General features: G+C 67.5%; 22 protein-coding genes and 3 tRNA genes. 21 read left to right on the forward strand and 4 right to left on the reverse strand.

Annotated features, from left to right (window positions below):
• Positions 1 to 5 precede the first annotated feature (5 nt).
• Complete coding sequence (gene rlmB, locus E9232_RS00170) at positions 6 to 905, reverse strand: 23S rRNA (guanosine(2251)-2'-O)-methyltransferase RlmB (protein WP_309791342.1); 900 nt, start codon at positions 903 to 905, stop codon at positions 6 to 8.
• 128 nt (positions 906 to 1,033) lie between these two features.
• Here rlmB and E9232_RS00175 point away from each other — a divergent pair.
• The 15 genes from E9232_RS00175 (at position 1,034) to rpoC (ending at position 18,123) form a co-directional block, all read left to right on the forward strand.
• Positions 1,034 to 1,119, forward strand: a tRNA-Tyr gene (locus E9232_RS00175).
• A 54-nt stretch (positions 1,120 to 1,173) separates the two neighbouring features.
• Positions 1,174 to 1,247, forward strand: a tRNA-Gly gene (locus E9232_RS00180).
• A 46-nt stretch (positions 1,248 to 1,293) separates the two neighbouring features.
• A complete protein-coding gene (gene tuf, locus E9232_RS00185; RefSeq protein WP_309791344.1) occupies positions 1,294 to 2,484 on the forward strand; it encodes an elongation factor Tu in 1,191 nt (396 codons plus the stop codon).
• A gap of 159 nt (positions 2,485 to 2,643) precedes the next feature.
• Positions 2,644 to 4,122 carry a MocR-like pyridoxine biosynthesis transcription factor PdxR gene (gene pdxR / locus E9232_RS00190; protein ID WP_309791345.1) on the forward strand — a complete coding sequence of 493 codons (1,479 nt, stop codon included), beginning with the start codon at positions 2,644 to 2,646 and terminating at the stop codon, positions 4,120 to 4,122.
• Between the two features lie 177 nt (positions 4,123 to 4,299).
• Entirely contained in the window at positions 4,300 to 5,244 is a 945-nt protein-coding gene (pdxS, locus tag E9232_RS00195) for a pyridoxal 5'-phosphate synthase lyase subunit PdxS (protein ID WP_309791347.1), read from the forward strand.
• A complete protein-coding gene (gene pdxT, locus E9232_RS00200; RefSeq protein WP_309791348.1) occupies positions 5,238 to 5,840 on the forward strand; it encodes a pyridoxal 5'-phosphate synthase glutaminase subunit PdxT in 603 nt (200 codons plus the stop codon). The genes pdxS and pdxT overlap by 7 nt, the downstream gene beginning before the upstream one ends.
• 140 nt (positions 5,841 to 5,980) lie before the next feature.
• A tRNA-Trp gene (locus tag E9232_RS00205) sits at positions 5,981 to 6,056 on the forward strand.
• Positions 6,057 to 6,089: 33 nt separating this feature from the next.
• Positions 6,090 to 6,287, forward strand: coding sequence for a preprotein translocase subunit SecE (gene secE, locus E9232_RS00210; protein WP_309791349.1), 198 nt, complete (start codon positions 6,090 to 6,092; stop codon positions 6,285 to 6,287).
• 3 nt (positions 6,288 to 6,290) lie between these two features.
• The gene (nusG, locus tag E9232_RS00215) at positions 6,291 to 6,824 is read left to right on the forward strand and encodes a transcription termination/antitermination protein NusG (RefSeq protein WP_309791351.1); all 534 of its coding nucleotides are present in this window, start codon (positions 6,291 to 6,293) and stop codon (positions 6,822 to 6,824) included.
• Positions 6,825 to 6,996: 172 nt separating this feature from the next.
• Entirely contained in the window at positions 6,997 to 7,428 is a 432-nt protein-coding gene (gene rplK / locus E9232_RS00220) for a 50S ribosomal protein L11 (RefSeq protein ID WP_309791353.1), read from the forward strand.
• Positions 7,429 to 7,434: 6 nt separating this feature from the next.
• Complete coding sequence (gene rplA, locus E9232_RS00225; protein WP_309791355.1) at positions 7,435 to 8,142, forward strand: 50S ribosomal protein L1; 708 nt, start codon at positions 7,435 to 7,437, stop codon at positions 8,140 to 8,142.
• 311 nt (positions 8,143 to 8,453) lie between these two features.
• Positions 8,454 to 8,972, forward strand: a complete 519-nt coding sequence (rplJ, locus tag E9232_RS00230) for a 50S ribosomal protein L10 (protein ID WP_309791356.1) — start codon at positions 8,454 to 8,456, stop codon at positions 8,970 to 8,972.
• Between the two features lie 51 nt (positions 8,973 to 9,023).
• Positions 9,024 to 9,398 carry a 50S ribosomal protein L7/L12 gene (rplL, locus tag E9232_RS00235; protein ID WP_309791358.1) on the forward strand — a complete coding sequence of 125 codons (375 nt, stop codon included), beginning with the start codon at positions 9,024 to 9,026 and terminating at the stop codon, positions 9,396 to 9,398.
• A 125-nt stretch (positions 9,399 to 9,523) separates the two neighbouring features.
• Positions 9,524 to 13,714 (forward strand): DNA-directed RNA polymerase subunit beta, encoded by a 4,191-nt coding sequence (gene rpoB, locus E9232_RS00240; RefSeq protein WP_309791359.1) that lies wholly within the window; start codon positions 9,524 to 9,526, stop codon positions 13,712 to 13,714.
• A gap of 83 nt (positions 13,715 to 13,797) precedes the next feature.
• Positions 13,798 to 18,123 carry a DNA-directed RNA polymerase subunit beta' gene (rpoC, locus tag E9232_RS00245; protein WP_309791361.1) on the forward strand — a complete coding sequence of 1,442 codons (4,326 nt, stop codon included), beginning with the start codon at positions 13,798 to 13,800 and terminating at the stop codon, positions 18,121 to 18,123.
• A 97-nt stretch (positions 18,124 to 18,220) separates the two neighbouring features.
• Here the strand turns inward: rpoC and E9232_RS00250 are convergent, their stop codons facing one another.
• The 3 genes from E9232_RS00250 to E9232_RS00260 all read right to left on the reverse strand — a co-directional run bounded on the left by E9232_RS00250 (position 18,221) and on the right by E9232_RS00260 (position 19,838).
• Positions 18,221 to 18,586, reverse strand: coding sequence for a hypothetical protein (locus tag E9232_RS00250; RefSeq protein WP_309791363.1), 366 nt, complete (start codon positions 18,584 to 18,586; stop codon positions 18,221 to 18,223).
• Between the two features lie 185 nt (positions 18,587 to 18,771).
• Positions 18,772 to 19,134, reverse strand: coding sequence for a hypothetical protein (locus tag E9232_RS00255; protein WP_309791364.1), 363 nt, complete (start codon positions 19,132 to 19,134; stop codon positions 18,772 to 18,774).
• 77 nt (positions 19,135 to 19,211) lie between these two features.
• Complete coding sequence (locus E9232_RS00260) at positions 19,212 to 19,838, reverse strand: 2OG-Fe(II) oxygenase (protein ID WP_309791366.1); 627 nt, start codon at positions 19,836 to 19,838, stop codon at positions 19,212 to 19,214.
• Between the two features lie 180 nt (positions 19,839 to 20,018).
• Between E9232_RS00260 and E9232_RS00265 the strand changes: the two genes are divergently transcribed.
• The 6 genes from E9232_RS00265 to tuf (E9232_RS00290) all read left to right on the forward strand — a co-directional run bounded on the left by E9232_RS00265 (position 20,019) and on the right by tuf (E9232_RS00290) (position 26,562).
• On the forward strand, positions 20,019 to 21,098 hold the full coding sequence (locus E9232_RS00265) for a glycosyltransferase family 4 protein (protein ID WP_309791368.1): 1,080 nt from the start codon (positions 20,019 to 20,021) through the stop codon (positions 21,096 to 21,098).
• A 63-nt stretch (positions 21,099 to 21,161) separates the two neighbouring features.
• Positions 21,162 to 22,064, forward strand: a complete 903-nt coding sequence (gene sigJ, locus E9232_RS00270) for an RNA polymerase sigma factor SigJ (protein WP_309791370.1) — start codon at positions 21,162 to 21,164, stop codon at positions 22,062 to 22,064.
• A 319-nt stretch (positions 22,065 to 22,383) separates the two neighbouring features.
• Positions 22,384 to 22,755 carry a 30S ribosomal protein S12 gene (rpsL, locus tag E9232_RS00275; RefSeq protein ID WP_026873043.1) on the forward strand — a complete coding sequence of 124 codons (372 nt, stop codon included), beginning with the start codon at positions 22,384 to 22,386 and terminating at the stop codon, positions 22,753 to 22,755.
• 12 nt (positions 22,756 to 22,767) lie between these two features.
• A complete protein-coding gene (gene rpsG, locus E9232_RS00280) occupies positions 22,768 to 23,238 on the forward strand; it encodes a 30S ribosomal protein S7 (RefSeq protein ID WP_309791375.1) in 471 nt (156 codons plus the stop codon).
• Positions 23,239 to 23,265: 27 nt separating this feature from the next.
• Positions 23,266 to 25,341: an elongation factor G gene (fusA, locus tag E9232_RS00285; RefSeq protein WP_309791377.1), complete on the forward strand. Its 2,076-nt coding sequence runs from the start codon at positions 23,266 to 23,268 to the stop codon at positions 25,339 to 25,341.
• A 30-nt stretch (positions 25,342 to 25,371) separates the two neighbouring features.
• Positions 25,372 to 26,562 carry an elongation factor Tu gene (tuf, locus tag E9232_RS00290; protein ID WP_309791344.1) on the forward strand — a complete coding sequence of 397 codons (1,191 nt, stop codon included), beginning with the start codon at positions 25,372 to 25,374 and terminating at the stop codon, positions 26,560 to 26,562.
• The last annotated feature ends 264 nt before the right edge of the window (positions 26,563 to 26,826 follow it).

Below are 26,826 nucleotides of genomic sequence, written 5' to 3' on the forward strand. Positions count from 1 at the left end.
ACGCGTCAGCGTCCCCGCGCCGTCTCATACAGCGCGATGGCGGCGGCGTTGGAGACGTTCAGGCTGCCGACCGCGCCTTGCGTCGGCAGCCTGGCCAGCACGTCGCAGGTCTCGCGCGTCAGGTGGCGCAGCCCGTCGCCCTCCGCGCCCAGCACCAGCGCCACCCGGTCGCCCTGCATCGCCGCGGCCAGGGTGGTTTCGCCCTCCTCGGCCAGGCCGATTCGGTGGAAGCCCAGTTCGCCGAGCGATTCGAGGGCGCGAGCCAGGTTCTTCACCCGGGTCAGCGGGACATGCTCGACCGCGCCCGACGCCGCCTTGGCCAGCACCCCAGTGACCTCGGGCGTGTTGCGGTCGGTGACGATCACCGCCAGCGCGCCGAAGGCAGCGGCGGAGCGCAGGATCGCGCCGATGTTGTGCGGGTCGGTCACCTGGTCCAGCACCACCACCACGCTGTGCTCACGCAGGTCCGCCTCGCGGCCGAGGTCGTCGATGTCGGGCGCGTCCAGCGGCTTGATCTCGAGCGCGATGCCCTGGTGCACCGCGCCCTTGAGGAAGCGGTCCATCAGCTCGCGCGTCACCAGCTCCGGCGCCGGGCGGGCGATGCCGGCCTCGGCGGCCTGGGCCAGCACCGGCTCCAGAATCGCCAGCCCGGCCTCGGTGCATTGCACCCGGGTGATCTCGCGGTCCGGGTTCAGCACCGCGGCGGTGGCGGCATGGACGCCGTAGAGGTAGCGGTCGGGCTCGCGCGCCGGCGGGCGGCCGTCGGGTGCGCGGCCGCCGGGGCCGCGCTGGTCCGGGCGCTGGCCCTGATGCGGGCTGGCCTGGGGCGGGGCGGCCTGGGACGAGTTGGCCTGAGGGTTGGACCGAGGGGCGTAGGGCGGGCGGTTTTGCGGCGTGCGGGTCATCGTCGTCCTGTGCGCCGTCGCCGGTCCCGGGTCAAGATTCCGATTTCCGCAACACGCATGCTTGACATCCTCGCCGGGATGTCGATATTCCGCCCCGCCATTCGCCGAGCCGTGCGGCGAAGCCCTGTGGAGGGGTGGCCGAGTGGTTAATGGCAGCAGACTGTAAATCTGCCCTCGTAAGAGTACGCTGGTTCAAATCCAGCCCCCTCCACCAAAGCCCTTTGGCTTCGAGTCACGGTCGAGGACATGGCGCGTCCCGGACACCCGGGCGGGTGTAGCTCAATGGTAGAGCAGCAGCCTTCCAAGCTGAATACGAGGGTTCGATTCCCTTCACCCGCTCCATCCGTGGATCCACAGGTCCCACCGCGAACATTAAGGTTTTCAGAGAATGGCGAAGGCGAAGTTTCAGCGGACGAAGCCGCACTGCAACATCGGGACGATTGGTCACGTTGACCACGGCAAGACGTCGCTGACGGCGGCGATCACGAAGGTGCTTGCGGAGACGGGCGGGGCGACGTTCACGGCGTACGACCAGATCGACAAGGCGCCGGAAGAGAAGGCGCGCGGGATCACGATCTCGACGGCGCATGTGGAGTACGAGACGGCGAACCGTCACTACGCGCATGTCGATTGCCCGGGCCATGCCGACTACGTGAAGAACATGATCACCGGTGCAGCGCAGATGGACGGCGCGATCCTGGTGGTGTCGGCGGCCGACGGCCCGATGCCGCAGACCCGCGAGCACATCCTGCTGGCGCGGCAGGTCGGCGTTCCGGCGCTGGTGGTGTTCCTGAACAAGGTCGACATGGTCGACGATCCGGAGCTCCTGGAGCTGGTGGAGCTCGAGGTCCGTGAGCTGCTGAGCTCGTACGACTTCCCTGGCGACGACATTCCGATCGTCCCGGGCTCGGCGCTGGTGGCGCTGGAGGACGGCGACAAGAAGCTGGGCCACGACGCGATCCTGGAGCTGATGGCGAAGGTGGACGCGTACATCCCGCAGCCGGAGCGTCCGAAGGACCGTCCGTTCCTGATGCCGATCGAGGACGTGTTCTCGATCTCGGGTCGCGGCACGGTGGTGACGGGCCGTATCGAGCGCGGGATCGTGAAGGTCGGCGAGGAAGTGGAGATCGTCGGCCTGAAGGACACGCAGAAGACGATCTGCACGGGCGTCGAGATGTTCCGCAAGCTCTTGGACCAGGGTGAGGCCGGCGACAACGTGGGCGCGCTGCTGCGCGGCACGAAGCGCGAGGAGGTCGAGCGCGGCCAGGTTCTGGCGAAGCCGGGTTCGATCACGCCGCACACCGAGTTCAAGGCCGAGGCGTACATCCTGACGAAGGAAGAGGGCGGCCGTCACACGCCGTTCTTCACCAACTACCGTCCGCAGTTCTACTTCCGGACGACGGACGTGACCGGTGTGGTGGCGCTGCCGGAAGGCACCGAGATGGTGATGCCGGGCGACAACATCTCGATGACGGTGACGCTGATTGCGCCGATCGCCATGGATGAGGGCCTGCGCTTCGCCATCCGCGAAGGCGGCCGCACCGTCGGCGCCGGCGTCGTCGCCGGCATCATCAAGTAAGATACGTCAGGTAGGGCTGGCGGCCCCCTTCGGCGGCTGCCGGTCTCGAAGATGCGAAAGGGCGGGGATCTCCCCGCCCTTTCGTCGTTTCGGGCGATGGCCGAAGATGGCGCCGCCCAAGATGAGGGCGACCAGGATGGGGGCGAAAGGACCCAGGCGATGGTGATCCGTCTCGACCGCGCGGCGCCGCTGCAGCCCCAGCTCTACGACCAGCTGAAGGCCTCGATCCTGACCGGCGCCACCGCGCCCGGCACGCGGCTGCCCTCGTCGCGCGCCCTGGCCGACCAGTTCGCGATCTCGCGCAACACCGTGCTGATCGCCTATGAGCAGCTCCTGGCCGAGGGCTATCTCGAGACGCGGCCCGGCGCCGGCACCTTCGTCGGCACGGCGCTGCCGGCGGGGGCCGAGGCGCTGCCGGGCGACGCGGCCGCCGGGTCGATACCCCACCCGCCGCCACGGCTGTCGCGCTACAGCGAGCGCCTGCGCGGCCTGGACATCGACAGCCTGACCCGCGGCGGCGGCCTGCGCTACAGCTTCCACTACGGCACGGTCAGCGCCGCCGACTTCCCGGCCGACACCTGGCGCCGGCTGCTGCTGCGCGAGATCCGGCGGCGCGCCGGCAAGCCCTATCTCTACGAGAACCCGCAGGGGCTGCCGGAGCTGCGGGCGGCCCTGTCCGACTACCTGTCGCGGGCCCGGGGCGTGCGAGCGCGGCCGGAGCAGATCCTGATCGTCAACGGCTCGCAGCAGGCGGTCGACCTGGCGCTGCGGGTGCTGGTCGACCCCGGCGACGCCGTGGTGGTCGAGGATCCCGGCTATTCCGGCGCGCGCCTGGCCTGCGAGGCGATCGGCGCCCGTCTGCTGCGCGTCCCGGTCGATGCCGAGGGCATGGACACGGGCCGTCTGCCGCCGCCCGAGGCCGGTGCGCGCCTGGCCTTCGTCACGCCCGGGCACCAGTTCCCAACCGGCGGGGTGATGCCGGTGTCGCGCCGCCTTGCCCTGCTCGACTGGGCCGGGCGCGGCGGCACCGTGGTCTTCGAGGACGACTACGACAGCGAGTACCGCTACGAGGGCCGGCCGGTCGAATCGCTGCAGGCGCTCGACCGCTCGGGGCTGGTGATCTATTCCGGCACCGTATCCAAGGTGCTGTCGCCCGGCCTGCGCCTCGGCTACATGGTGCTCCCGCCGGACCTGGTCGGGCCGTTCCTGCACGCCAAGCAGCTGACCGACCGCCACACCGCTTCGCTCGACCAGGCGGTGTTCGCCCATTTCATCCGCGATGGCCATTTCGAACGCCACATCCGCCGCACCCGCCGGCGCAACCAGCGCCGCCGCGACGTGCTGGTGGCCGCGCTGCAGGCCGCCTTCGGCCCGGCGGTGGAGATCCAGGGAGCGAAGGCCGGGATGCATGTGGTGGTCCGCTTCCGCGACATCCCGTCGGCCCTGGCCAGCAGCGTGGCCGAGGCGGCGGCGCTGCGCTCCGTCGGCATCGTGCCGGCCGAGATGGCCGGCGAGCGGGCGGAAGGGCGGGCCGGCTTCCTGATGGGCTATGCCGCGCTGGAGGATGCGGACATCCGCCAGGGCGTCGCCCTGCTGCACGAGGCGGTGCAGTCCTTCCGCCGCGGCGGAGAGGGCTGAATCGGGCATCGCGCTGGCCGACTGGTACCAAGGATTTCGCAGAAATCGGAATCCACTGTCGGGATCGCCACACTATCCGTGCTGAAGTGGCTCCTTGAAATCACCGGATTGGTGGATCTTCTCCGACCGGTCGGCGGATCCTAGTGTGCCGGACGATTTTTCGTTCGGAGACTGGACATGACGACCAACGGCGCGACCCCTCACGACACCGCCGCCCCGCCCGCCTCGGCGCTGCGCCTGAAGACCGGCCTCGCCGAGATGCTGAAGGGCGGCGTCATCATGGACGTGACCGATGCCCGCCAGGCCGAGATCGCCGAGCGCGCCGGCGCCGTCGCGGTGATGGCGCTGGAGCGGGTGCCGGCGCAGATCCGCGCCGAGGGCGGCGTGGCCCGCATGGCGTCGCCGGTCAAGATCAAGGAGATCCTGGCCGCGGTCTCGATCCCGGTGATGGCCAAGTGCCGCATCGGCCATTTCGTCGAGGCGCAGGTGCTTCAGGCGCTGGGCGTCGACTTCATTGATGAATCCGAGGTGCTGACCCCGGCGGACGAGGCCCATCACGTCGACAAGCACGCCTTCGTCACCCCCTTCGTCTGTGGCGCCCGCAACCTGGGCGAGGCGTTGCGCCGGATCGCCGAAGGCGCGGCGATGATCCGCACCAAGGGCGAGGCCGGCACCGGCGACGTCGTCCATGCGGTCCAGCACCTGCGCCAGATCGTCAAGGACATGCGCGGCCTGACCGTGCTCGGGCCTGAGGAGCTGTACGCCGCGGCCAAGGAGCTCGCCGCGCCCTACGAGCTGGTCCGCATGGTGGCTCAGACCGGCCGGCTGCCGGTGCCGAACTTCTCGGCCGGCGGCATCGCCACCCCGGCCGATGCGGCGTTGGTGCGTCAGCTGGGCGCCGAGGCGGTGTTCGTCGGCTCCGGCATCTTCATGCAGGATTCGCAGACCTTCGCCGAGCCGGATGAGGCCGAGCGTCGGGCCCGCGCCATCGTCCGCGCCACCACCCATTACGACAATGCCGAGATCCTGGCCGAGGCCAGCGAGGAGTGCACCGGCGCGATGAGGGGCCTGGCGATCGCATCGCTGCAGCCGGCCCAGCTGCTGCAGACCCGCGGATGGTGACGGCGGGGCCGCGCATCGGCGTCCTGGCGCTGCAGGGCGACGTCGACGCCCATGCCCGGGCGCTGGCGGAGGTGGGCGCCGTGGCGGTGCCGGTGCGCCTGCCGGCCCAGCTCGCCGGCCTCGACGGGCTGGTGATCCCGGGCGGCGAGTCCAGCACCCTGCTGAAGCTGGCGGCGCGGGACGGCATGTTCGCGGGGCTCAAGGGCTTCGCCGAGACCATGCCGGTGTTCGGCACCTGTGCCGGCTGCATCCTGCTGGCCCGCCGGGTGCTGCGGCCGGAGCAGGCGAGCCTGGGCGTGCTCGACGCCACGGTCGAGCGCAACGGCTATGGCCGGCAGATCGACTCCGCGATCCTGGAGACGCCGACGGTGCTGCCGGGCGGTGCGATGGAGGCGGTCTACATCCGGGCGCCGCGGATCGTCGCCACCGGGCCGGCGGTCGAGGTGCTGGCGACGCGCGATGGTGAGCCGGTACTGGTGCGCCAGGGCCGGCTGCTGGCCGCGACCTTCCATCCCGAGCTGTCGGCCGACCGGCGGGTGCACCGCCTGTTCCGCGACATGGCGGCGGCCGGCGGCGAGGCGCACCGGGCGGCCTGAGCGCGTCCCCGCCGTAAAAGCGGAGCCGGTCAGGAACAGGTGTTGATTCCCGGACGCGCTTCCGCTAGAAGACCGTTCGCTCCGCGGTCAGGGCGGCGAGCGCGCCTCGACGTGTTTCCTGAAGGCAGGGCGGTCCCCGGAGGAGTGTAGCTCAACTGGTAGAGCGTCGGTCTCCAAAACCGAAGGCTGGGGGTTCGAAACCCTCCACTCCTGCCACGCCCGCCTGACCGGCGAATTGATTTGGTAGACATGGCCAAGACCAGCCCCGTCCAGTTCTTCAGGCAGGTGCGTCAGGAGACCGCCAAGGTCACCTGGCCGACACGGAAGGAGACCGCGATCACCACCGGCATGGTGTTCGTGTTCGTGATCATCATGTCGTTGTTCTTCCTCCTCGTCGACTGGGGCGCCGGAATGCTCGTGACCTCCATCATCGGTCTGGGGGGCTGAGCCATGGCGATACGTTGGTACGTGCTGCACGTCTATTCGAATTTCGAGAAGAAGGTTGCGGAGTCGATCCGCGAGCAGGCGGAACAGAAGGGGCTTTCCGACCATTTCGAGCAGATCGTCGTGCCGACCGAGGAGGTCGTCGAGATCCGCCGCGGTCAGAAGGTCAACACCGAACGGAAGTTCTTTCCGGGCTATGTGCTCCTGAAGATGGAGCTGTCCGACCGGGCTTGGCACCTGGTGAAGAACACGCCGAAGGTCACGGGTTTCCTCGGGTCCGGCAACAAGCCGATCCCGATCAGCGAGGCCGAGGCGATGCGGATCATGAAGCAGGTCCAGGAAGGTGTGGAGCGGCCGAAGCCGTCCATCATCTTCGAGATCGGCGAGACGGTCCGCGTGGCTGACGGTCCATTCACCAGCTTCAACGGCGTGGTGGAGGAAGTGGACGAGGAACGGTCGCGGCTCAAGGTCGCGGTCTCCATCTTCGGTCGTGCGACTCCGGTCGAGTTGGAGTACACGCAGGTCGAGAAGGTTTCGTGACGGTCCGCGCTCCCCGCTGATGCGGGGGGTGCGATCGTGGTTTGAACACCCCGCGCCTTCGGGTGCGGGGCAGCAGTGCGGGAGACCCTCCCGGAAAGTCCTCCGGGGGTCGTTACCGCGCTTCCCCGTCCCTCCGGCCCTGCCGGGGGGATGCCTTGTTGAGGGATAACAGATGGCGAAGAAGATCGTCGGTCAGATCAAGCTGCAGGTGCCCGCGGGCGCCGCCAACCCGTCGCCGCCGATCGGCCCGGCGTTGGGTCAGCGCGGTCTGAACATCATGGAGTTCTGCAAGGCGTTCAACGCGCTGACCCAGAATCTCGAGAAGGGGATGCCGATCCCGGTCGTGATCACGGCCTATGGCGATCGGACGTTCACCTTCGTCACCAAGACTCCGCCGAACACCTACTTCATCAAGAAGGCCGCCGGCCTCGCCAAGGGCAGCCAGACGCCCGGCAAAGGCAGCACGGTCGGCCAGATCACGATGAAGCAGATTCGCGAAATCGCCGAGGTCAAGATGAAGGACCTCAACGCGAATGACGTCGACGCGGCTGCCCAGATGATCAAGGGCTCCGCCCGATCGATGGGCATCGAGGTGGTGGAGTAACCAGCCATGGCGAAGATTTCCAAGCGCTTGCGCGCCGTGACCAAGGGGCTCAACCCCGAGACCTCCTACGAGCTGGCTCAGGCCATCAAGCTCGTCAAGGGCAGCGCCACGGCCAAGTTCGATGAGACCGTCGAGATCGCGATGAATCTCGGCATCGATCCGCGCCATGCCGACCAGATGGTCCGCGGCGTGGTCCAGCTGCCGAACGGCACCGGCAAGGACGTCCGCGTCCTGGTGTTCGCGAAGGGCGACAAGGCCGAGCAGGCCCAGGCCGCCGGCGCGGACATCGTCGGCGCCGAGGATCTCGCCAAGGAGATCCTCGAAGGCCGGATGGACTTCGACCGCTGCATCGCCACCCCCGACATGATGGGTGTGGTCGGTCGCCTCGGTAAGGTGCTGGGCCCCCGCGGCCTGATGCCGAACCCGAAGCTCGGGACGGTCACCGCCGACGTCGCTGCCGCGGTCAAGGCCGCCAAGGGCGGTGCCGTGGAGTTCCGCGCCGAGAAGGCCGGCCTCGTCCATGCCGGCGTCGGCAAGGCGAGCTTCACGGAAGAGGCGCTGCTCGGCAACATCCGCGCCTTCGTCGAGGCGATCCAGCGCGCCAAGCCCAGCGGGGCGAAGGGCACCTATCTCAAGAAGGTGACCGTCACCTCGACCATGGGCCCGGGCTACAAGCTCGACTTGGCGAAGCTGCACGAGGGCGCGGGCGCCTGACCGGCGTCCCGACCTCGAGGAATACGCGGCCCGCAAGGGCTGCGGACAGGGTGGGGCTCCGGCCCCGCCCGAACCTGTCCGAGACTGCAGGCGCGTCGCGAGACGCTTAAAACCCACCTGCATAGACGGGAGTCGAACCCAATCAACGGCGGCGGCCGGACCTCGGTCCGGGCGTCGCGCGGGGCTTGGACTTCTGGGACAGGAGAGCGGGTCGGTGCTCCGGGCCTTCGGGTTCTGAGTGCCGGTCCAGTGTGGACTGGGGTTCCATTCCGGCTTCGGCCGGGGCGGGATCCCGACAACGGAGGCGATCCGTGAACCGTACACAGAAGGAAGAGAAGATCGCCGCGTTGCAGGAGTCGTTCCGGACGGCGACGATGGTCGTGGTCACCCGCCAAGGCGGGATGACGGTGGCCGAGTCGACCGATCTCCGGCGGCAAATGCTTGCGGCGGGCGCTTCGTTCCGCGTGACCAAGAATCGGCTCGCCCGCATCGCCCTTTCGGGCACCCAGTTCGAGCATCTGGCGGACCTGTTCACCGGCCCCACCGCAATCGCGTTCTCTCAGGACCCGGTTGCGGCGGCAAGGGTGGCGGTCGACTACGCCAAGAAGAACGACAAGCTGCAGATCATCGGCGGCGGACTCGGTCTTCAGACGCTCGATCAGAAGGGTGTCGAGGCTCTCGCCACGCTGCCGTCGCTCGACGAGCTGCGGGCGAAGCTGGTGGGCATGATCCAGACTCCGGCGACGCGTATCGCTGGTGTTCTGCAGGCGCCGGCCGGGCAGCTCGCCCGGGTCATCGGGGCCTATGCCAAGAAGGACGAGGCGGCATAGAGCCGCACCTGTTGAATCCCTACCCAGAAGACCCAAGTTTAGGAGAACGAAATGGCTGATCTTGCAAAGATTGTCGACGATCTGTCGAGCCTGACGGTCCTCGAGGCCGCCGAGCTGTCGAAGCTGCTTGAGGAGAAGTGGGGCGTGTCCGCCGCTGCTCCTGTCGCCGCTGCTGCCGCTCCGGCTGCTGCTGCTGCCGCCCCGGCGGAAGAGCAGACCGAGTTCAACGTCATCCTGACGGAAGCCGGCGAGAAGAAGATCAACGTGATCAAGGAGGTCCGTGCGATCACCGGACTCGGCCTCAAGGAGGCCAAGGATCTCGTCGAAGGCGCGCCGAAGTCCGTCAAGGATGGCGTGTCGAAGGACGAGGCCGCCAAGATCCGCAAGCAGCTCGAAGAGGCCGGCGCCAAGGTCGACGTCAAGTAAGACGGCGTGGCACTTCAAGCTGTTTGGTTAGTCTAGTCCGGGCGCGGTCGATCCCTCGGGGTCGACCGCGAACGGGCATTTGTGTTTTGTACCTGTTCGGCATTTGTTGGAATTGAGGGGCTCCCATGGCTCAGACCTTCACCGGCCGTAAGCGTGTCCGCAAGAGTTTCGGGCGGATTCCCGAGGTTGCCCAGATGCCAAACCTGATCGAGGTGCAGCGCAGCTCCTACGATCAGTTCCTGCAGATGAACATCAAGCCGGCGGCCCGGTCCATTCTCGGCCTGCAGGAGGTGTTCCGGTCGGTGTTCCCGATCAAGGACTTCTCTGAACGCGCCGAGCTCGACTTTGTTTCCTATGAGCTCGAAGAGCCGAAATACGACGTCGAGGAGTGCCAGCAGCGGGGCATGACCTTCGCCGCGCCGCTCAAGGTGACGCTGCGCCTGACCGTGTTCGATGTCGAGGAGGATACGGGCCTGCGCTCGATCCGCGACATCAAGGAGCAGGACGTCTACATGGGCGACATGCCGCTCATGACGGCGAACGGCACCTTCATCATCAACGGCACCGAGCGCGTCATCGTCTCCCAGATGCACCGCAGCCCGGGCGTGTTCTTCGACCACGACAAGGGCAAGACCCATTCCTCGGGCAAGTACCTGTTCGCGGCCCGCGTGATCCCCTATCGCGGCTCCTGGCTCGACTTCGAGTTCGATGCCAAGGACCACATGTATGTCCGCATCGACCGGCGCCGCAAGCTGCCGACCACGACGCTGCTGATGGCGCTGGATTCGGCCGAGACCGCCGCGCTGCGCGACGAACGCCGCAAGGAAGGCCGGGGCCTGCAGCCCTATGAGGCGCAGGGCATGAGCCGGGAGGAGATCCTCAGCTACTTCTACGACGAGGTCGCCTACACCCGCACCAAGGACGGCTGGAAGACCGCCTTCGACGGCGATCGCCTGAAGGGCGCCAAGCTGACGGCCGACCTGGTCGACGCCGCCTCGGGCGAGGTCGTGGCCCCGAGCGAGACCAAGATGACGCCGCGCGTCATCAAGAAGCTGGTCGAGCAGGGCGTCACCGACATCCTGGTCCCGTCCGAGGACCTGATCGGCCGCTACCTGGCCGGCGACGTGATCGACGAGAGCAACGGCGAGATCTACTTCGAGGCCGGTGACGAGGTCACCCAGGCCGTGCTCGACCTGTTCCTGGACAAGGGCTTCGACACGCTGACGGTGCTGGCGATCGACCACGTCAATGTCGGCCCGTATGTCCGCAGCACCCTGGCGATCGACCGCAACGCCAGCCGCGAGGACGCGCTGATCGACATCTACCGGGTGATGCGCCCGGGCGAGCCGCCGACGCTGGAGAGCGCCGAGGCGCTGTTCAATGGCCTGTTCTTCGACCAGGAGCGCTACGACCTCTCGGCCGTCGGCCGGGTGAAGATGAACGCGCGCCTGGGCTTCCAGACCGACGACCAGCTGCGCGTGCTGCGCAAGACCGACGTGCTGTCGATCCTGAAGATCCTGGTCGACCTCAAGGACGGCCGCGGCGAGATCGACGACATCGACAACCTCGGCAACCGCCGCGTCCGCTCGGTCGGCGAGCTGATGGAGAACCAGTACCGCGTCGGCCTGCTGCGCATGGAGCGCGCGATCCGCGAGCGCATGTCCTCGGTCGACATCGACACGATCATGCCGCACGACCTGATCAACGCGAAGCCGGCGGCGGCGGCGGTGCGGGAGTTCTTCGGCTCCTCGCAGCTCAGCCAGTTCATGGACCAGACCAACCCGCTGTCCGAGATCACGCACAAGCGGCGCCTCTCGGCCCTCGGGCCGGGCGGCCTGACCCGCGAGCGTGCGGGCTTCGAAGTGCGCGACGTGCACCCGACCCATTACGGCCGGATCTGCCCGATCGAGACGCCGGAAGGCCCGAACATCGGCCTGATCAACTCGCTGGCGACCTACGCCCGGGTGAACAAGTACGGCTTCATCGAAAGCCCCTACCGCAAGATGGTCGAAGGCCGCGTCACCGACGAGGTCATCTACCTCTCGGCGATGGAGGAGAGCCGCTACACCATCGCCCAGGCGAATGCCGAGCTGGATGCCGAGGGCCGCTTCGTCGGCGACCTCGTCTCCTGCCGTCAGGGCGGCGACTACATCATGTCGAAGCCGGACGCGATCGACCTGGTGGACGTCTCGCCGAAGCAGATCGTCTCGGTGGCCGCGGCGCTGATCCCGTTCCTCGAGAACGATGACGCCAACCGCGCGCTGATGGGCTCGAACATGCAGCGCCAGGCGGTGCCGCTGGTCCGCGCCGACGCGCCGCTGGTCGGCACCGGCATGGAAGGCACGGTCGCCCGGGATTCCGGCGTGACCATCGTCGCCCGCCGCGGCGGCGTCGTCGACACGGTGGACGCCACCCGCATCGTCGTGCGGGTGACCGACACCGAAGGTGCCGTCTCCACCGTCGACATCTACAACCTGCTGAAGTTCCAGCGCTCGAACCAGAGCACCTGCATCACCCAGCGGCCGCTGGTGAAGGTCGGCGACCGCGTGGCCAAGGGCGACATCGTCGCCGACGGCCCGTCGACCGAGCTCGGCGAGCTCGCGCTCGGCCGCAACGTGCTCGTCGCGTTCATGCCCTGGAATGGCTACAACTTCGAGGACTCGATCCTCATTTCCGAGCGCATCGTCAAGGACGACGTCTTCACCTCGATCCACATCGAGGAATTCGAGGTGATGGCGCGCGACACCAAGCTCGGCCAGGAAGAGATCACCCGCGACATCCCGAATGTCGGTGAAGAGGCGCTGCGCCACCTCGACGAGGCCGGCATCGTCTACATCGGCGCCGAGGTGAAGCCGGGCGATATCCTGGTCGGCAAGGTCACGCCGAAGGGCGAAAGCCCGATGACGCCGGAGGAGAAGCTGCTCCGCGCCATCTTCGGCGAGAAGGCATCCGACGTCCGCGACACCTCGCTGCGCCTGCCCCCCGGCGTGACCGGGACGATCGTCGAGGTGCGGGTGTTCTCGCGCCGCGGCGTCGACAAGGACGAGCGCGCGCTGGCGATTGAGCGGGCCGAGATCGAGCGGCTGGCCAAGGACCGTGACAGCGAGCGCGCGATCCTGGAGCGCAGCTTCTTCGCCCGGCTGAAGGAGCTGCTGCTGGGGCAGACCTCGGTCTCCGGCCCGAAGGGCTTCGCCACCGGCGGCGCGATCACCGATGCGCAGCTGAAGGACTTCAGCCGCGGCCAGTGGCGCCAGGTCACCATCGCCGACGAGGCGCGGATGGCCGACATCGAGGCCATGGGTCACCATTTCGACGATCAGGTGAAGGCCCTCGAGGCGCGGTTCGACAACAAGGTCGAGAAGCTGCAGCGCGGCGACGAACTGCCGCCCGGCGTGATGAAGATGGTCAAGATCTTCGTCGCGGTGAAGCGCAAGCTGCAGCCCGGCGACAAGATGGCCGGCCGTCACGGCAACAAGGGCGTCGTGTCCAAGATCATGCCGATCGAGGACATGCCGTACCTGGATGACGGCACCCATGTCGACCTGGTGCTGAACCCGCTCGGCGTGCCCAGCCGCATGAATGTCGGACAGATCCTGGAGACCCATCTCGGCTGGGCGGCCGCCGGCATCGGCCGCCAGATCGGCGACATTGTCGACCAGTACCAGGCCCATGCCCGGCGCGGCGAGGATAACGCCAAGACGGTCAAGGCGCTGCACGGCAAGCTGCAGGACGTCTACGGCGACGGCCAGTATGCGGAAGACATCAAGGACATGTCGGTCGACGAAGTGATCGAGATGTCCGGCAACCTCCGCAAGGGCGTGCCGATGGCGACGCCGGTGTTCGACGGCGCCCGCGAGGACGACATCGTGGAGATGCTGGCGAAGGCGGGTCTGGCCTCCTCCGGCCAGGTGACGCTCAGCGACGGGCGGACCGGCGAGCAGTTCGCCCGCAAGGTGACCGTCGGCTACATCTACATGCTGAAGCTGCACCATCTCGTCGACGACAAGATCCATGCCCGTTCGATCGGCCCGTACAGCCTGGTCACCCAGCAGCCGCTGGGCGGCAAGGCCCAGTTCGGCGGCCAGCGCTTCGGCGAAATGGAGGTCTGGGCTCTCGAGGCCTACGGTGCGGCCTACACGCTGCAGGAGATGCTGACGGTGAAGTCGGACGACGTGTCCGGCCGCACCAAGGTCTACGAGGCGATCGTCCGTGGCGACGACAACTTCGAGGCCGGCATCCCGGAATCCTTCAACGTTCTGATGAAGGAACTGCGGTCGCTGGGCCTCAACGTCGAGCTCGAGCAGCGCAACTACTAAGCCGCTTCCGGCGGCCGGTCCCGGACGGGACCGGCCGTCGTTGAACCCTATACGTCCGTCCCTACCCCCAGGGGAGCAGGTACATGAACGAGTTGATGAATCTCGTCGGCCAGGTCTCGACGCCGCAGAGCTTCGACCAGATCAAGATCCAGATCGCCAGCCCGGAGCGCATCCGCTCCTGGTCGTACGGCGAGATCAAGAAGCCGGAGACGATCAACTACCGGACCTTCAAGCCGGAGCGCGACGGCCTGTTCTGCGCCCGGATTTTCGGTCCGATCAAGGATTACGAGTGCTTGTGCGGCAAGTACAAGCGCATGAAGTATCGCGGCATCATCTGCGAGAAGTGCGGCGTCGAGGTCACGCTGTCGAAGGTCCGGCGCGAGCGCATGGGCCATATCGAGCTGGCCTCGCCGGTGGCGCACATCTGGTTCCTGAAGTCGCTGCCGTCGCGCATCGGCCTGATGGTCGACATGACGCTCAAGGATCTCGAGAAGGTCCTGTACTTCGAGAGCTTCGTGGTGGTCGAGCCCGGCCTGACCGCGCTGAAGAAGAACCAGCTCCTCACCGAGGACGAGTATCTTCGCGCCCAGGACGAGTACGGCGAGGATTCCTTCACCGCCAAGATCGGCGCCGAGGCCCTCAAGGGCATGCTTTCGGGCATGGACCTCGAGGAGCAGAAGGTGCAGGTCCGCGAGGATCTGCGCGAGACCGGCTCCGAGGCCAAGCGCAAGAAGCTGGTCAAGCGTCTGAAGCTGATCGACGCCTTCCTGGAATCCGGCTCGCATCCGGAATGGATGGTGCTCGACGTCGTGCCGGTGATCCCGCCGGAGCTGCGTCCGCTCGTCCCCCTGGACGGCGGCCGCTTCGCGACCTCGGACCTGAATGACCTGTACCGCCGCGTCATCAACCGCAACAACCGCCTGAAGCGGCTGATCGAGCTGCGCGCGCCCGACATCATCGTGCGCAACGAAAAGCGCATGCTGCAGGAGGCGGTCGACGCCCTGTTCGACAACGGCCGCCGCGGCCGCGTCATCACCGGCGCCAACAAGCGTCCGCTGAAGTCGATCAGCGACATGCTGAAGGGCAAGCAGGGCCGGTTCCGTCAGAACCTGCTCGGCAAGCGCGTCGACTATTCCGGCCGTTCGGTCATCGTCGTCGGGCCGGAGCTGAAGCTCCACCAGTGCGGCCTGCCGAAGAAGATGGCGCTCGAGCTGTTCAAGCCGTTCATCTACCACAAGCTTGAACTCTACGGCATGGCGTCCACCATCAAGGCCGCGAAGCGGATGGTGGAGAAGGAGCGGCCGGAGGTGTGGGACATCCTCGAGGAGGTCATCCGCGAGCACCCGGTCCTGCTGAACCGCGCCCCGACGCTGCATCGCCTGGGCATCCAGGCGTTCGAGCCGACCCTGATCGAAGGCAAGGCGATCCAGCTGCACCCGCTGGTCTGCACCGCCTTCAACGCCGATTTCGACGGCGATCAGATGGCGGTTCACGTCCCGCTCGCGCTCGAGGCCCAGCTCGAGGCCCGCGTGCTGATGATGTCGACCAACAACATCCTCAGCCCGGCCAACGGCAAGCCGATCATCGTGCCATCGCAGGACATCGTCCTCGGCATCTACTATCTGTCGATGGAGCGGAACGACAAGCTCGGCCCCGCGCTGTCGATCGATGGGATCGAGGCACTGACCTCGGCGATCACCAATGACGACATCATCCTGCAGAACCCGGCCAAGCCGGTGGATGTGGTCGACGTCACCGACGTCAAGGCGGTGTTCGAGAAGCTGAAGTCGGGCAAGCTGACCGCCCATCAGATCCCCCGTTTCGCCTCGATCGGCGAGATGGAACAGGCGATGTCGGTGGGTGCGATCGGCATGCACAGCCGGATCAAGACCCGCTTCAAGACGGTCGACGAGAACGGCCAGGAGATCATCCAGCGCGTCACCACGACGCCGGGCCGGATGCTGCTGTCCGAGATCCTGCCGCGCAACATCGCGGTGCCGTTCTCGCTGGTCAATCGGCTGCTGACGAAGAAGGACGTCACCAACGTCATCGACATCGTCTACCGCCACTGCGGCCAGAAGGAGACGGTGATCTTCTGCGACCGGCTGATGGGCCTGGGCTTCGCCCATGCCTGCCGCGCCGGCATCTCCTTCGGCAAGGATGACATGGTCATCCCGAAGGCGAAGGAAGAGCTGATCGCCAAGGCGACGCAGCTGGTGAAGGAGTACGAGAACCAGTACCTCGACGGCCTGATCACCCGCGGCGAGAAGTACAACAAGGTGGTCGACGTGTGGTCGAACACCACCGACGAGGTGGCGCGCGAGATGATGGCCGAGATCCAGGCCACGCTCACCGACCCGACCCGGCAGGTGAACTCGGTCTACATGATGGCCCATTCGGGCGCTCGTGGTTCGGCGGCGCAGATCCGGCAGCTCGCCGGCATGCGCGGCCTGATGGCGAAGCCGGACGGGTCGATCATCGAGACCCCGATCATCTCGAACTTCAAGGAAGGCCTGACCGTTCTCGAGTACTTCAACTCGACGCACGGTGCCCGTAAGGGCCTCGCGGACACCGCCTTGAAGACCGCGAACTCGGGCTACCTGACCCGCCGCCTGGTCGACGTCGCGCAGGATTGCGTGGTGGTCGAGGAGGATTGCGGCACCAAGAACGGCATCACCACCGGCGCCGTGATCGACGGCGGCGAGCTGATCGTGCCGCTGGGCGAGCGCGTCCTCGGGCGTTGCGCCGGCGAGGCGGTGCTGCATCCGCTGACCGGCGAGATCGTGGTCCAGGCGGGCGAGCTGATCGACGAGGCCCTGGTCGAGGCGGTGGAGAACGCCGGCATCGACCGGATCCTGATCCGTTCGGCGCTGACCTGCGAGACCAAGGGCGGCATCTGCGGCAAGTGCTACGGCCGCGATCTGGCCCGCGGCACCACGGTGAACATCGGCGAGGCCGTCGGCGTCATCGCGGCGCAGTCGATCGGCGAGCCGGGCACGCAGCTGACGATGCGGACGTTCCACATCGGCGGCGCCGCCCAGCGCGGTGCCGAGCAGTCGGCGATCGAGGCGTCGTTCGACGCCAAGGTTCAGATCAAGAACCGCAACGTCGTCAAGAACGGCCAGGGCGTCCTGGTGGTGATGAGCCGGAACTGCGAACTCCAGCTCGTCGACGGGCAGGGTCGTGAAAAGGCCCGCCACCGCCTGCCCTACGGCGCCAAGCTGCTGGTCGATGAAGGCGAGAAGATCGAGCGCGGCCGCAAGATGGCCGAGTGGGATCCGTACACCATGCCGATCATCACCGAAAAGGCGGGTACGGCGACCTATGTCGACCTGGTCGAAGGCGTCTCGATGCGCGAGGTCGTCGACGAGCAGACCGGCATCTCGGCCAAGGTGGTGGTCGACTGGCGGCAGCAGCCGCGCGGCGACCAGCTGAAGCCCCGCATCGTCCTGCGCGACGAGAAGGGCGAGGTCATCCGCCTGCCGAACGGCCTGGAGGCGCGCTACTTCCTCTCTGTCGACGCCATCCTGCAGGTCGACAACGGCAGCCAGGTCCAGGCCGGCGACGTCATGGCGCGTATCCCGCGCGAAGGGTCGAAGACCCGCGACATCACCGGCGGTCTGCCGCGGGTGGCAGAGCTGTTCGAGGCCCGCAAGCCGAAGGACTACGCGATCATCTCGGATCTCGATGGTCGGGTCGAATTCGGCAAGGACTACAAGACCAAGCGCCGGATCGTGGTGCGGAGCGAGGAGTCGGGCGAGGAGCGCGAATACCTCATTCCGAAGGGTAAGCACATCTCGGTGCAGGAAGGCGACTACGTCCTCAAGGGCGACCAGCTGCTGGACGGCAACCCGGTGCCCCACGACATCCTGTCAGTCCTCGGCGTCGAGGCTCTCGCTGACTACCTCGTCAACGAGATCCAGGACGTCTACCGGCTGCAGGGCGTGAAGATCAACGACAAGCACATCGAGGTGATCGTCCGCCAGATGCTGCAGAAGATCGAGGTCACCGAGGTCGGCGACACCACCCTCCTGATCGGCGACCAGGTCGATCGCGAGGACTTCGAAGCCGAGAACGAGAAGGCGATCCGCGAGGATCTGCGTCCGGCCAAGGGCGTGTCCGTGCTCCAGGGCATCACCAAGGCCTCGCTGCAGACCAAGTCGTTCATCTCGGCGGCGTCGTTCCAGGAGACCACCCGCGTCCTCACCGAAGCGGCGGTCTCCGGCAAGATCGACGATCTCGCCGGCCTGAAGGAGAACGTCATCGTCGGCCGCCTGATCCCCGCGGGCACCGGCTCCGTGGTCAACCGCCTGCGCCAGATCGCCGGCGAGCGCGACCGCGTGGCCCGGCTGCAGCACGAGGAGCAGGAGGAAGCGGCGCTTCCCGCCGGCGAGGCCAGCGCCGCCTGATCCCAGGCGTCGGCCTTCTCAACGACAAGAAACCCCCTCCGGTCCGCCGGAGGGGGTTTTTCTTTGGCTGTGCGGGGAGGAGGGGCGGGGGCTTGGCTCAGCCGGCCGTCGGCAACGTTGCACCATCGCTGGCGTAGACGGTGTCGATCCAGCAGGTCAGCGGCGTGTACTGCACCACGATGTGGCCGCCGCGGCCGGTCAGCGTGACCCAGGCCTGGTTCTGCTCATAGTGTTCGTGCCTGCCTCCCGGAGTGCCCTCGCGGATGGAGGCGATCTGGCCGGCGGTGATGTGGCGGGCGGTCAGCGTCCCCGCGATCGCGGCGCTGCAGGCCCCGCCGTCGGATAGCTGGCTGACCCGCTCGGCCACGGCCGGGTCGGGGGCGACCTGCGCCGGCGGCGTCAGGCTGGCGCAGCCGGCGAGGAGAAGAAGAGAACCGATAAGGATTGTTCGGGTCGGGACCATGGCCGCCTTCCGAGTGGCCAGGCGGCCGAAGGGACCGTCGCCTCCCCGCGATATGGGGTGCCGGACCGGCCGCTCAATGATCGTTGCCGAAGCTTAACGATCTCTCCAGGAAGCCCGGTCGCAGGCCGCTCCTGGCCTTGCGGGCGGCTCGTGCGCCGCGTTGCCGCAGGCCATGTCGGAGAGGCTCAGCCGATCTCCGGCAGCGTCGCGCCGTAGCGGGGGTAGATCGCGGTGACCAGGCAGTGGTCGGGGTCGTATTCGACCACGATGCTGCCGCCGCGGTCGGCCAGCTTGAACCAGGCCTGGCGGTCCGCCGGAGCGCCGGGGTGGTCGCGGGCGGTCGTCGGCAGATCCAGCTCGACGATGCGGCCGGGCGGGACGCGGTAGGCGGTCAGCACTCCGGCGATCGCGTCGCTGCAGGGGTTGCCCGCGGACAGTGACCGCACCTTCTCGGCCACGACCGGGTCCGCCGCCACCGTGGTCGGCAACATGCCGCCGCAGCCGATCAGCGTCAGGGTACAGACTGGGACAAACCGGATCGAGACCATGGCCACCTCCCCCAAAGTGGATCAGGCGGCCGAACGCCCCGGCGCCCCCCTGCGATATGGGGCGCCGGGGCCTGCGCTCAATGCTTCCGGCCGAAGGAAAACAGCTTCTTCAGGAAGCTGGACTGGCCATGGCGCTTGCGCTTGCGGGCGATCGCCTCGTCGCTGACGCACCACGCGATCTGCAGCACCCGGCGCTCGCCCTTGAACGGCAGGTGGCCGTGCCAGGAATGGTCCGAGCGCTGGAAGGCCAGGAAGTTGCCGAAGGTCGGCGCCACTTCCCGGGCGCCCGGCGTATTGATGTCCTGGGCCGGCAGGATGCGCAGGCAGCCTTCGGTCGGCGCCCATTCCTGGTTCAGATAGACCAGGGCGGTGACGATCTTGTCCGGCCCGTCGGTGTGCGGCCGCCCGGCCGCCAGCTCCGACCATTTGCGCACAGTCACCAGCGTCGGCTTCGACGCCAGGTCGAGGCCGAACTTGGCGCCCAGCATGGTGGCGAATTCCCGGCTGGTGACATCGGCCACCAGCTCCTTGAAGGCGCCGCCGGCCGGGTACTCGTCGGGCGGCACGAAGCCGGTGATCGGAATGTCGGGGAAGTCGCGCTCGAGCTCGGCACGCCGCGCTTCCGGCAGCACGTCGGCGGAGATCACATGTGGGAACGGCGCCCGATCCACCGTCGCCGCCTCCAGAACATCGTAGCGAAGCATCAGCGTCTCCTGAAACGCGGCCCGGGTCGCTGGCGGCCCGGCCATCGCGCAAATCTGCGCCATACATAAGGCCGCCGTCATTTGCGATCAACTCGCAGCGCGGTCGCAGCCGGGGCCGGCCCCGCGCGAAACGCTGGCTTCGCCTGCCGGGCCTCGCCATAAAGGCTTCGGAGGTAGCCCATGGGTCCCATCGTCATCGTCCTGCCGCGCAAGATGAAGTTCGGCGCGGTCGGCGCCAGCCCGGTCGATCTCTACGCCCGCGACACCGTGGCCTTCAGCCGCTACAGCGAGGACATCGTCGTGGTCGGGCAGGAGGCGGACGAGCCGTTCCCCGGCATCCGCTTCCTGGCGATCCCGCTGCAGGAGGGCGAGCCGCACCGCCGCTGGATGCGCCGGGCGCTGCCGCAGATCGCGGCGCTGAACCCGTCGCTGATCGAGGTCCACGCCCACCGGGTGACGGCGACGGCGATCGCCCGCAGCCTGCCGCGGGTGCCGCTGCTCTACGTCCGCCACAACTTCATCCGCTTCCACAAGGGGCTGCTGTGGCGGCTGCACTACCGCCACGCGGTGTCGCGCTTCGCCGGCTACGTCTTCGTGTCGGAGGCGCTGCGCCGGCATTTCCAGGCGCATGCGCCGTGGTTCCGCGGCACCCTGGACGTGGTCTATAACGGCCTCGACATGGCCGAGCCGGCGCCGCTGCCGGAGGCCAAGGAGAAGATCATCATCCAGGTCGGGCGGGTGATCCCGGATAAGGGGCCGCTGGAGTTCGCCCGGGCGATGAAGCCGCTGCTGGCGGCGCATCCCGACTGGCGGGCGGTGATGATCGGCCGCGGCCGCGACCCGGCTTTCGTCGAGCAGGTCAAGGCCACCCTGGCCGAGGCCGGCGACCGGGCGCAGTTCCTGCCCTTCATGCCGCATGACGAGGTGATGGGCTGGGTCCGCCGCGCCGCCATCGCCTCGGTGCCGTCGGTCTATGAGGAGCCGTTCGGCCGCACCGCGCTGGAGGCGATGGCCTGGGGCGCGGCGCTGATCTGCTCCGGCACCGGGGGCCTGCGCGAGATCACCGCCGACAAGGCGGTGATCCTGCCCCGGGTGACGGCGGAGGCGATCCAGGCCGCGGCCGAGACCCTGATCGGGGACGAGGCGCTGCGCCGCCGGCTGCAGGTCGAGGGGCCGGCCCGGGCGCGCGCGCATTTCGAGGCCCGCGCCATCGTCGCCGGGCTCGACGACATCCGCGCCCGCCATCTCGCCGCGCGCTGACGCGCCTGTCACTTCCGGAGAGGCTGATCCGTCTTGTCCTTGTCGCCTTCTTCCGAGACGCAGATGGATCACGCCGATGCCCGCTCCGATGCCGGGGATTTCGAAGCCAGCCGCCAGGTTCTCCGCGGCCTGGCCTACCGCATGCTGGGCTCGCGCGCCGATGCCGAGGACGCGGTGCAGGAGACCTGGCTGCGCTGGCAGGCGGCCGACCGCGGCCGGATCGACAACATCAGGGCCTGGCTGGTCACGGCCTGCACCCGGCTGTGCATCGACCAGCTGCGCTCGGCCCGCCATCGCCGCGAGACCTATGTCGGCCCCTGGCTGCCGGAGCCGCTGGTGACCGAGAGCGCCCCCTCCGCCGACGAGGAGATGGAGCGCAGCGAGACCCTCACCACGGCCTTCCTGCTGCTGCTGGAGCGGTTGACGCCGGTCGAGCGGGCTGCCTACCTGCTGCAGCATGTCTTCGGCCTGGAGCACGCCGCCGTGGCCGCGGCGCTCGACCGCAGCGGCCCGGCCACCCGGCAGTTGGTCAGCCGGGCCCGGCGCAAGCTGGAGGGCGGCGCCATCGCGGCCCAGCCGGTGCCCCAGCCACAGCACGGGGCGATGCTGGAGGCCTTCCGCGACGCCCTGCGCTCCGGCGACCTGGCGCGGCTGACGGCGCTGCTGGCCCGCGACGCCCAGCTGTACAGCGACGGCGGCGGCAAGGCGCGGGCGTCGATGAACGTGATCGAAGGGGCCGACAAGGTGGCCCGCTTCTTCCACGGCGTCTGGGGCAAGCAGACCCGGCCCTTCACCTATCTGCCGCGCTGGATCAGCGGCCGGCCGGGCTATGTCGTCCTGCTCGGGGAGGAGATGATGGGGACCCTCGGGCTGGCGGTCGGCGCCGAGGGAATCAGCGGCGTCTTCTGGGTCCGCAACCCCGACAAGCTGGGGTCGATCGAAGTGCCGGAATCCGGCGTGTTTTGACCGCTGCGGAGGGGTTTGGGATGCGGCTTGACGTGGCGGGGGTGCGTCCGTATAGTCCGCGCGCTTTTTCCGGAAGCCGGCTGTAGCCCGTCGCACGACGGGCTAGACGCGCTTTCCGCAGAGAATACGACGACCGCGGACGCCTCGATGATGCGCCCGCGACAAGCGAAGGACTCCGGTTGGCCCCGCAGGTGTGGGCGCCTCGGGGTCCTGTATCGTTTGCGTCACCCCTCTCTCGGAACGTGTTGTCTTGGTCGGCGCCCGGAACGGGTGGGCCGCATTGCCGGGCCGTTTCATCGAAGAACCAAGAAGGGCAGATATGCCGACGATCAATCAGTTGATCCGTAAGCCGCGCCAGCCTCAGCGGGCGCGCAACAAGGTGCCGGCTCTCCAGGCCTGCCCGCAGAAGCGCGGCGTTTGCACCCGGGTCTACACCACGACCCCGAAGAAGCCGAACTCGGCGCTTCGTAAGGTGGCGCGCGTGCGCCTCACCAACGGGTTCGAGGTCACCAGCTATATTCCGGGTGAAGGCCACAACCTTCAGGAGCATTCGGTCGTCATGATCCGCGGCGGCCGCGTCAAGGATTTGCCGGGCGTGCGCTACCACATCATTCGCGGCACGCTCGATACGCAGGGTGTCAAGGATCGTCGCCAGCGCCGGTCGAAGTACGGCGCGAAGCGTCCGAAGTAAGGAGGGCTCACCATGTCCCGTCGTCACCGCGCCGAGAAGCGTGAGATCCTGCCGGACCCGAAGTTCGGCGACATCATCCTGTCGAAGTTCATGAACAACCTCATGTACGACGGCAAGAAGTCGACCACCGAGACGATCGTCTACGACGCGCTCGAGAAGGTGCAGACCCGCACCAAGGCCGACCCGATCGTGGCGTTCCACGAGGCCCTGGCCAATGTGCGGCCGCATGTCGAGGTGCGCTCGCGCCGCGTCGGCGGCGCCACCTATCAGGTGCCGGTCGAAGTCCGCGCCGAGCGTGGCCAGGCCCTGGCCATCCGCTGGCTGATCGCGGCGGCGCGTAAGCGCTCCGAGACCACCATGGTCGACCGCCTCTCGAACGAGCTGCTGGACGCCGCCAATCAGCGCGGCGCCGCGGTCAAGAAGCGCGAAGACACGCACAAGATGGCGGACGCCAACAAGGCGTTCTCGCACTACCGCTGGTAACCCAGCCTCCGGCCCGAGAGACTGATCATGCCGCGTAGCCACGCGATCGAAAAGTACCGCAACATCGGCATCATGGCACACATCGATGCCGGTAAGACGACCACGACCGAGCGAATCCTCTACTACACCGGAAAGTCCTACAAGATCGGCGAAGTGCATGAAGGCACGGCGACGATGGACTGGATGGAGCAGGAGCAGGAGCGCGGCATCACCATTACGTCGGCTGCGACCACCGCCTTCTGGCGCGACCACCGCGTCAACATCATCGACACGCCGGGCCACGTCGACTTCACCATTGAAGTCGAGCGGTCCCTGCGCGTGCTCGATGGTGCGGTGACGGTGTTCGATTCGGTCGCGGGCGTTGAGCCGCAGTCCGAGACGGTCTGGCGCCAGGCCGACAAGTACCACGTGCCGCGGATCTGCTTCGTCAACAAGATGGATCGGATCGGCGCGAACTTCTATCGCTGCGTCGACATGATCAAGGACCGGCTCGGCGCGCTGCCGCTGGTGCTGAACCTGCCGATCGGCGTCGAGAACGATTATGCCGGCCTGGTAGACCTGGTCGAGAACCGGGCCGTGATCTGGGAAGACGACAGCCTCGGCGCGAACTTCCATTTCGCCGAGATCCCGGACGACCTGAAGGAGAAGGCGGCCGAATACCGCCAGACCCTGCTCGACACCGCGGTCGAGATGGACGACACGGTGATGGAGGCCTATCTCGAAGGCACCGAGCCGACGCCGGACCAGCTGCGCGCCTGCATCCGCAAAGGCACGCTGGCGTTCAAGTTCGTGCCGGTGCTCTGCGGCTCGGCCTTCAAGAACAAGGGCGTGCAGACCTTGCTCGACGCCGTGGTCGACTTCCTGCCGTCGCCGCTCGACGTTTCGCAGGTCGAAGGCCACAAGATCGACTCCGACGAGACCGAGAGCCGCCCGACCAACGACGAGGCGCCGTTCTCGGCGCTCGCCTTCAAGATCATGACCGACCCGTTCGTCGGCTCGCTGACCTTCGCCCGCATCTATTCGGGCACGCTCCTCGCCGGGTCCTACGTCCAGAACTCGGTGAAGAACCAGAAGGAACGCGTTGGTCGCATGCTGCTGATGCATGCGAACAACCGCGAGGAGATCAAGGAGGCCAGCGCCGGCGACATCGTCGCGCTGGTCGGCCTGAAGAACACCACGACGGGCGACACGCTGTGCGATCCGGCCAAGCCGATCGTGCTCGAGCGCATGGAGTTCCCGGAGCCGGTGATCGAGGTCGCGGTCGAGCCGAAGTCGAAGGCCGACCAGGAGAAGATGTCGACGGCGCTGCAGCGCCTGGCGCAGGAGGATCCGTCCTTCCGCGTCGCCGTCGATCAGGAGAGCGGCCAGACCGTGATCAAGGGGATGGGTGAGCTCCATCTCGAGATCCTGGTCGACCGCATGAAGCGTGAGTTCAAGGTCGACGCCAATGTCGGCGCGCCGCAGGTCGCCTATCGCGAGACGATCACGCAGCGGGCCGAGATCGACTACACCCACAAGAAGCAGACCGGCGGTTCGGGCCAGTACGCCCGCATCAAGCTGGTGTTCGAGCCGCTTCCGGCCGGGTCGGGCTATCAGTTCGCCAGCTCGGTCATCGGCGGCACCGTGCCGCGCGAATACATCCCGGGCGTCGAAAAGGGCCTGAACTCGTCCAAGGAGACCGGTGTGATCGCCGGCTTCCCGGTGATCGACTTCAAGGTGAGCCTGGTCGACGGCGCCTATCACGACGTCGACTCGTCGGTCCTGGCCTTCGAAATCGCAGCCCGCGCGGCGTTCCGCGAGGGTCTGCCGAAGGCCAAGCCGGCGCTGCTCGAGCCGATCATGAAGGTCGAGGTCGTGACGCCCGAGGACTACATGGGTGACGTGATCGGCGATCTGAACAGCCGGCGCGGCCAGATCCAGGGCATGGACACCCGCGGCAACGCCAGCGTCGTCTCGGCGATGGTTCCGCTGGCCAACATGTTCGGCTATGTGAACAACCTGCGGTCGATGACCCAGGGTCGCGCCCAGTATTCGATGCACTTCGATCATTACGATCCGGTGCCCCAGGCGATCGCCGACGAAGTCCGCGCCAAGCTTGCTTGAAGCGCGCGTTAGAAAAACGGAGACAGTATAATGGCGAAGGCGAAGTTTCAGCGGACGAAGCCGCACTGCAACATCGGGACGATTGGTCACGTTGACCACGGCAAGACGTCGCTGACGGCGGCGATCACGAAGGTGCTTGCGGAGACGGGCGGGGCGACGTTCACGGCGTACGACCAGATCGACAAGGCGCCGGAAGAGAAGGCGCGCGGGATCACGATCTCGACGGCGCATGTGGAGTACGAGACGGCGAACCGTCACTACGCGCATGTCGATTGCCCGGGCCATGCCGACTACGTGAAGAACATGATCACCGGTGCAGCGCAGATGGACGGCGCGATCCTGGTGGTGTCGGCGGCCGACGGCCCGATGCCGCAGACCCGCGAGCACATCCTGCTGGCGCGGCAGGTCGGCGTTCCGGCGCTGGTGGTGTTCCTGAACAAGGTCGACATGGTCGACGATCCGGAGCTCCTGGAGCTGGTGGAGCTCGAGGTCCGTGAGCTGCTGAGCTCGTACGACTTCCCTGGCGACGACATTCCGATCGTCCCGGGCTCGGCGCTGGTGGCGCTGGAGGACGGCGACAAGAAGCTGGGCCACGACGCGATCCTGGAGCTGATGGCGAAGGTGGACGCGTACATCCCGCAGCCGGAGCGTCCGAAGGACCGTCCGTTCCTGATGCCGATCGAGGACGTGTTCTCGATCTCGGGTCGCGGCACGGTGGTGACGGGCCGTATCGAGCGCGGGATCGTGAAGGTCGGCGAGGAAGTGGAGATCGTCGGCCTGAAGGACACGCAGAAGACGATCTGCACGGGCGTCGAGATGTTCCGCAAGCTCTTGGACCAGGGTGAGGCCGGCGACAACGTGGGCGCGCTGCTGCGCGGCACGAAGCGCGAGGAGGTCGAGCGCGGCCAGGTTCTGGCGAAGCCGGGTTCGATCACGCCGCACACCGAGTTCAAGGCCGAGGCGTACATCCTGACGAAGGAAGAGGGCGGCCGTCACACGCCGTTCTTCACCAACTACCGTCCGCAGTTCTACTTCCGGACGACGGACGTGACCGGTGTGGTGGCGCTGCCGGAAGGCACCGAGATGGTGATGCCGGGCGACAACATCTCGATGACGGTGACGCTGATTGCGCCGATCGCCATGGATGAGGGCCTGCGCTTCGCCATCCGCGAAGGCGGCCGCACCGTCGGCGCCGGCGTCGTCGCCGGCATCATCAAGTAACGATGGTTTGAGAAACACGGCTCCGGGGGCTTCGGTCCCCGGGGTGGTGAGAGACTAGGACCGTACCTCCGTCCCCCGCCGCAAGGCGGCGCGGAAAGGGCGGCCCGGGATGAGAGGGGCTCAAGGCGAGAGCATTGAGCCCCGCGCATGGCGGGCCCGATCACGAAATCGTCACAACCGGCAATCCGGACGTGACATTCGCGGCGGGCTCGGCTATGTAACGCGCCTCACCCGAGCCCTCCAGCGGCCTGGGTGAGTTTTTTT

Origin of the sequence: Inquilinus ginsengisoli (genome assembly GCF_031453975.1) — a bacterium.
In the GTDB taxonomy this organism is placed as follows: domain Bacteria; phylum Pseudomonadota; class Alphaproteobacteria; order DSM-16000; family Inquilinaceae; genus Inquilinus; species Inquilinus ginsengisoli_A.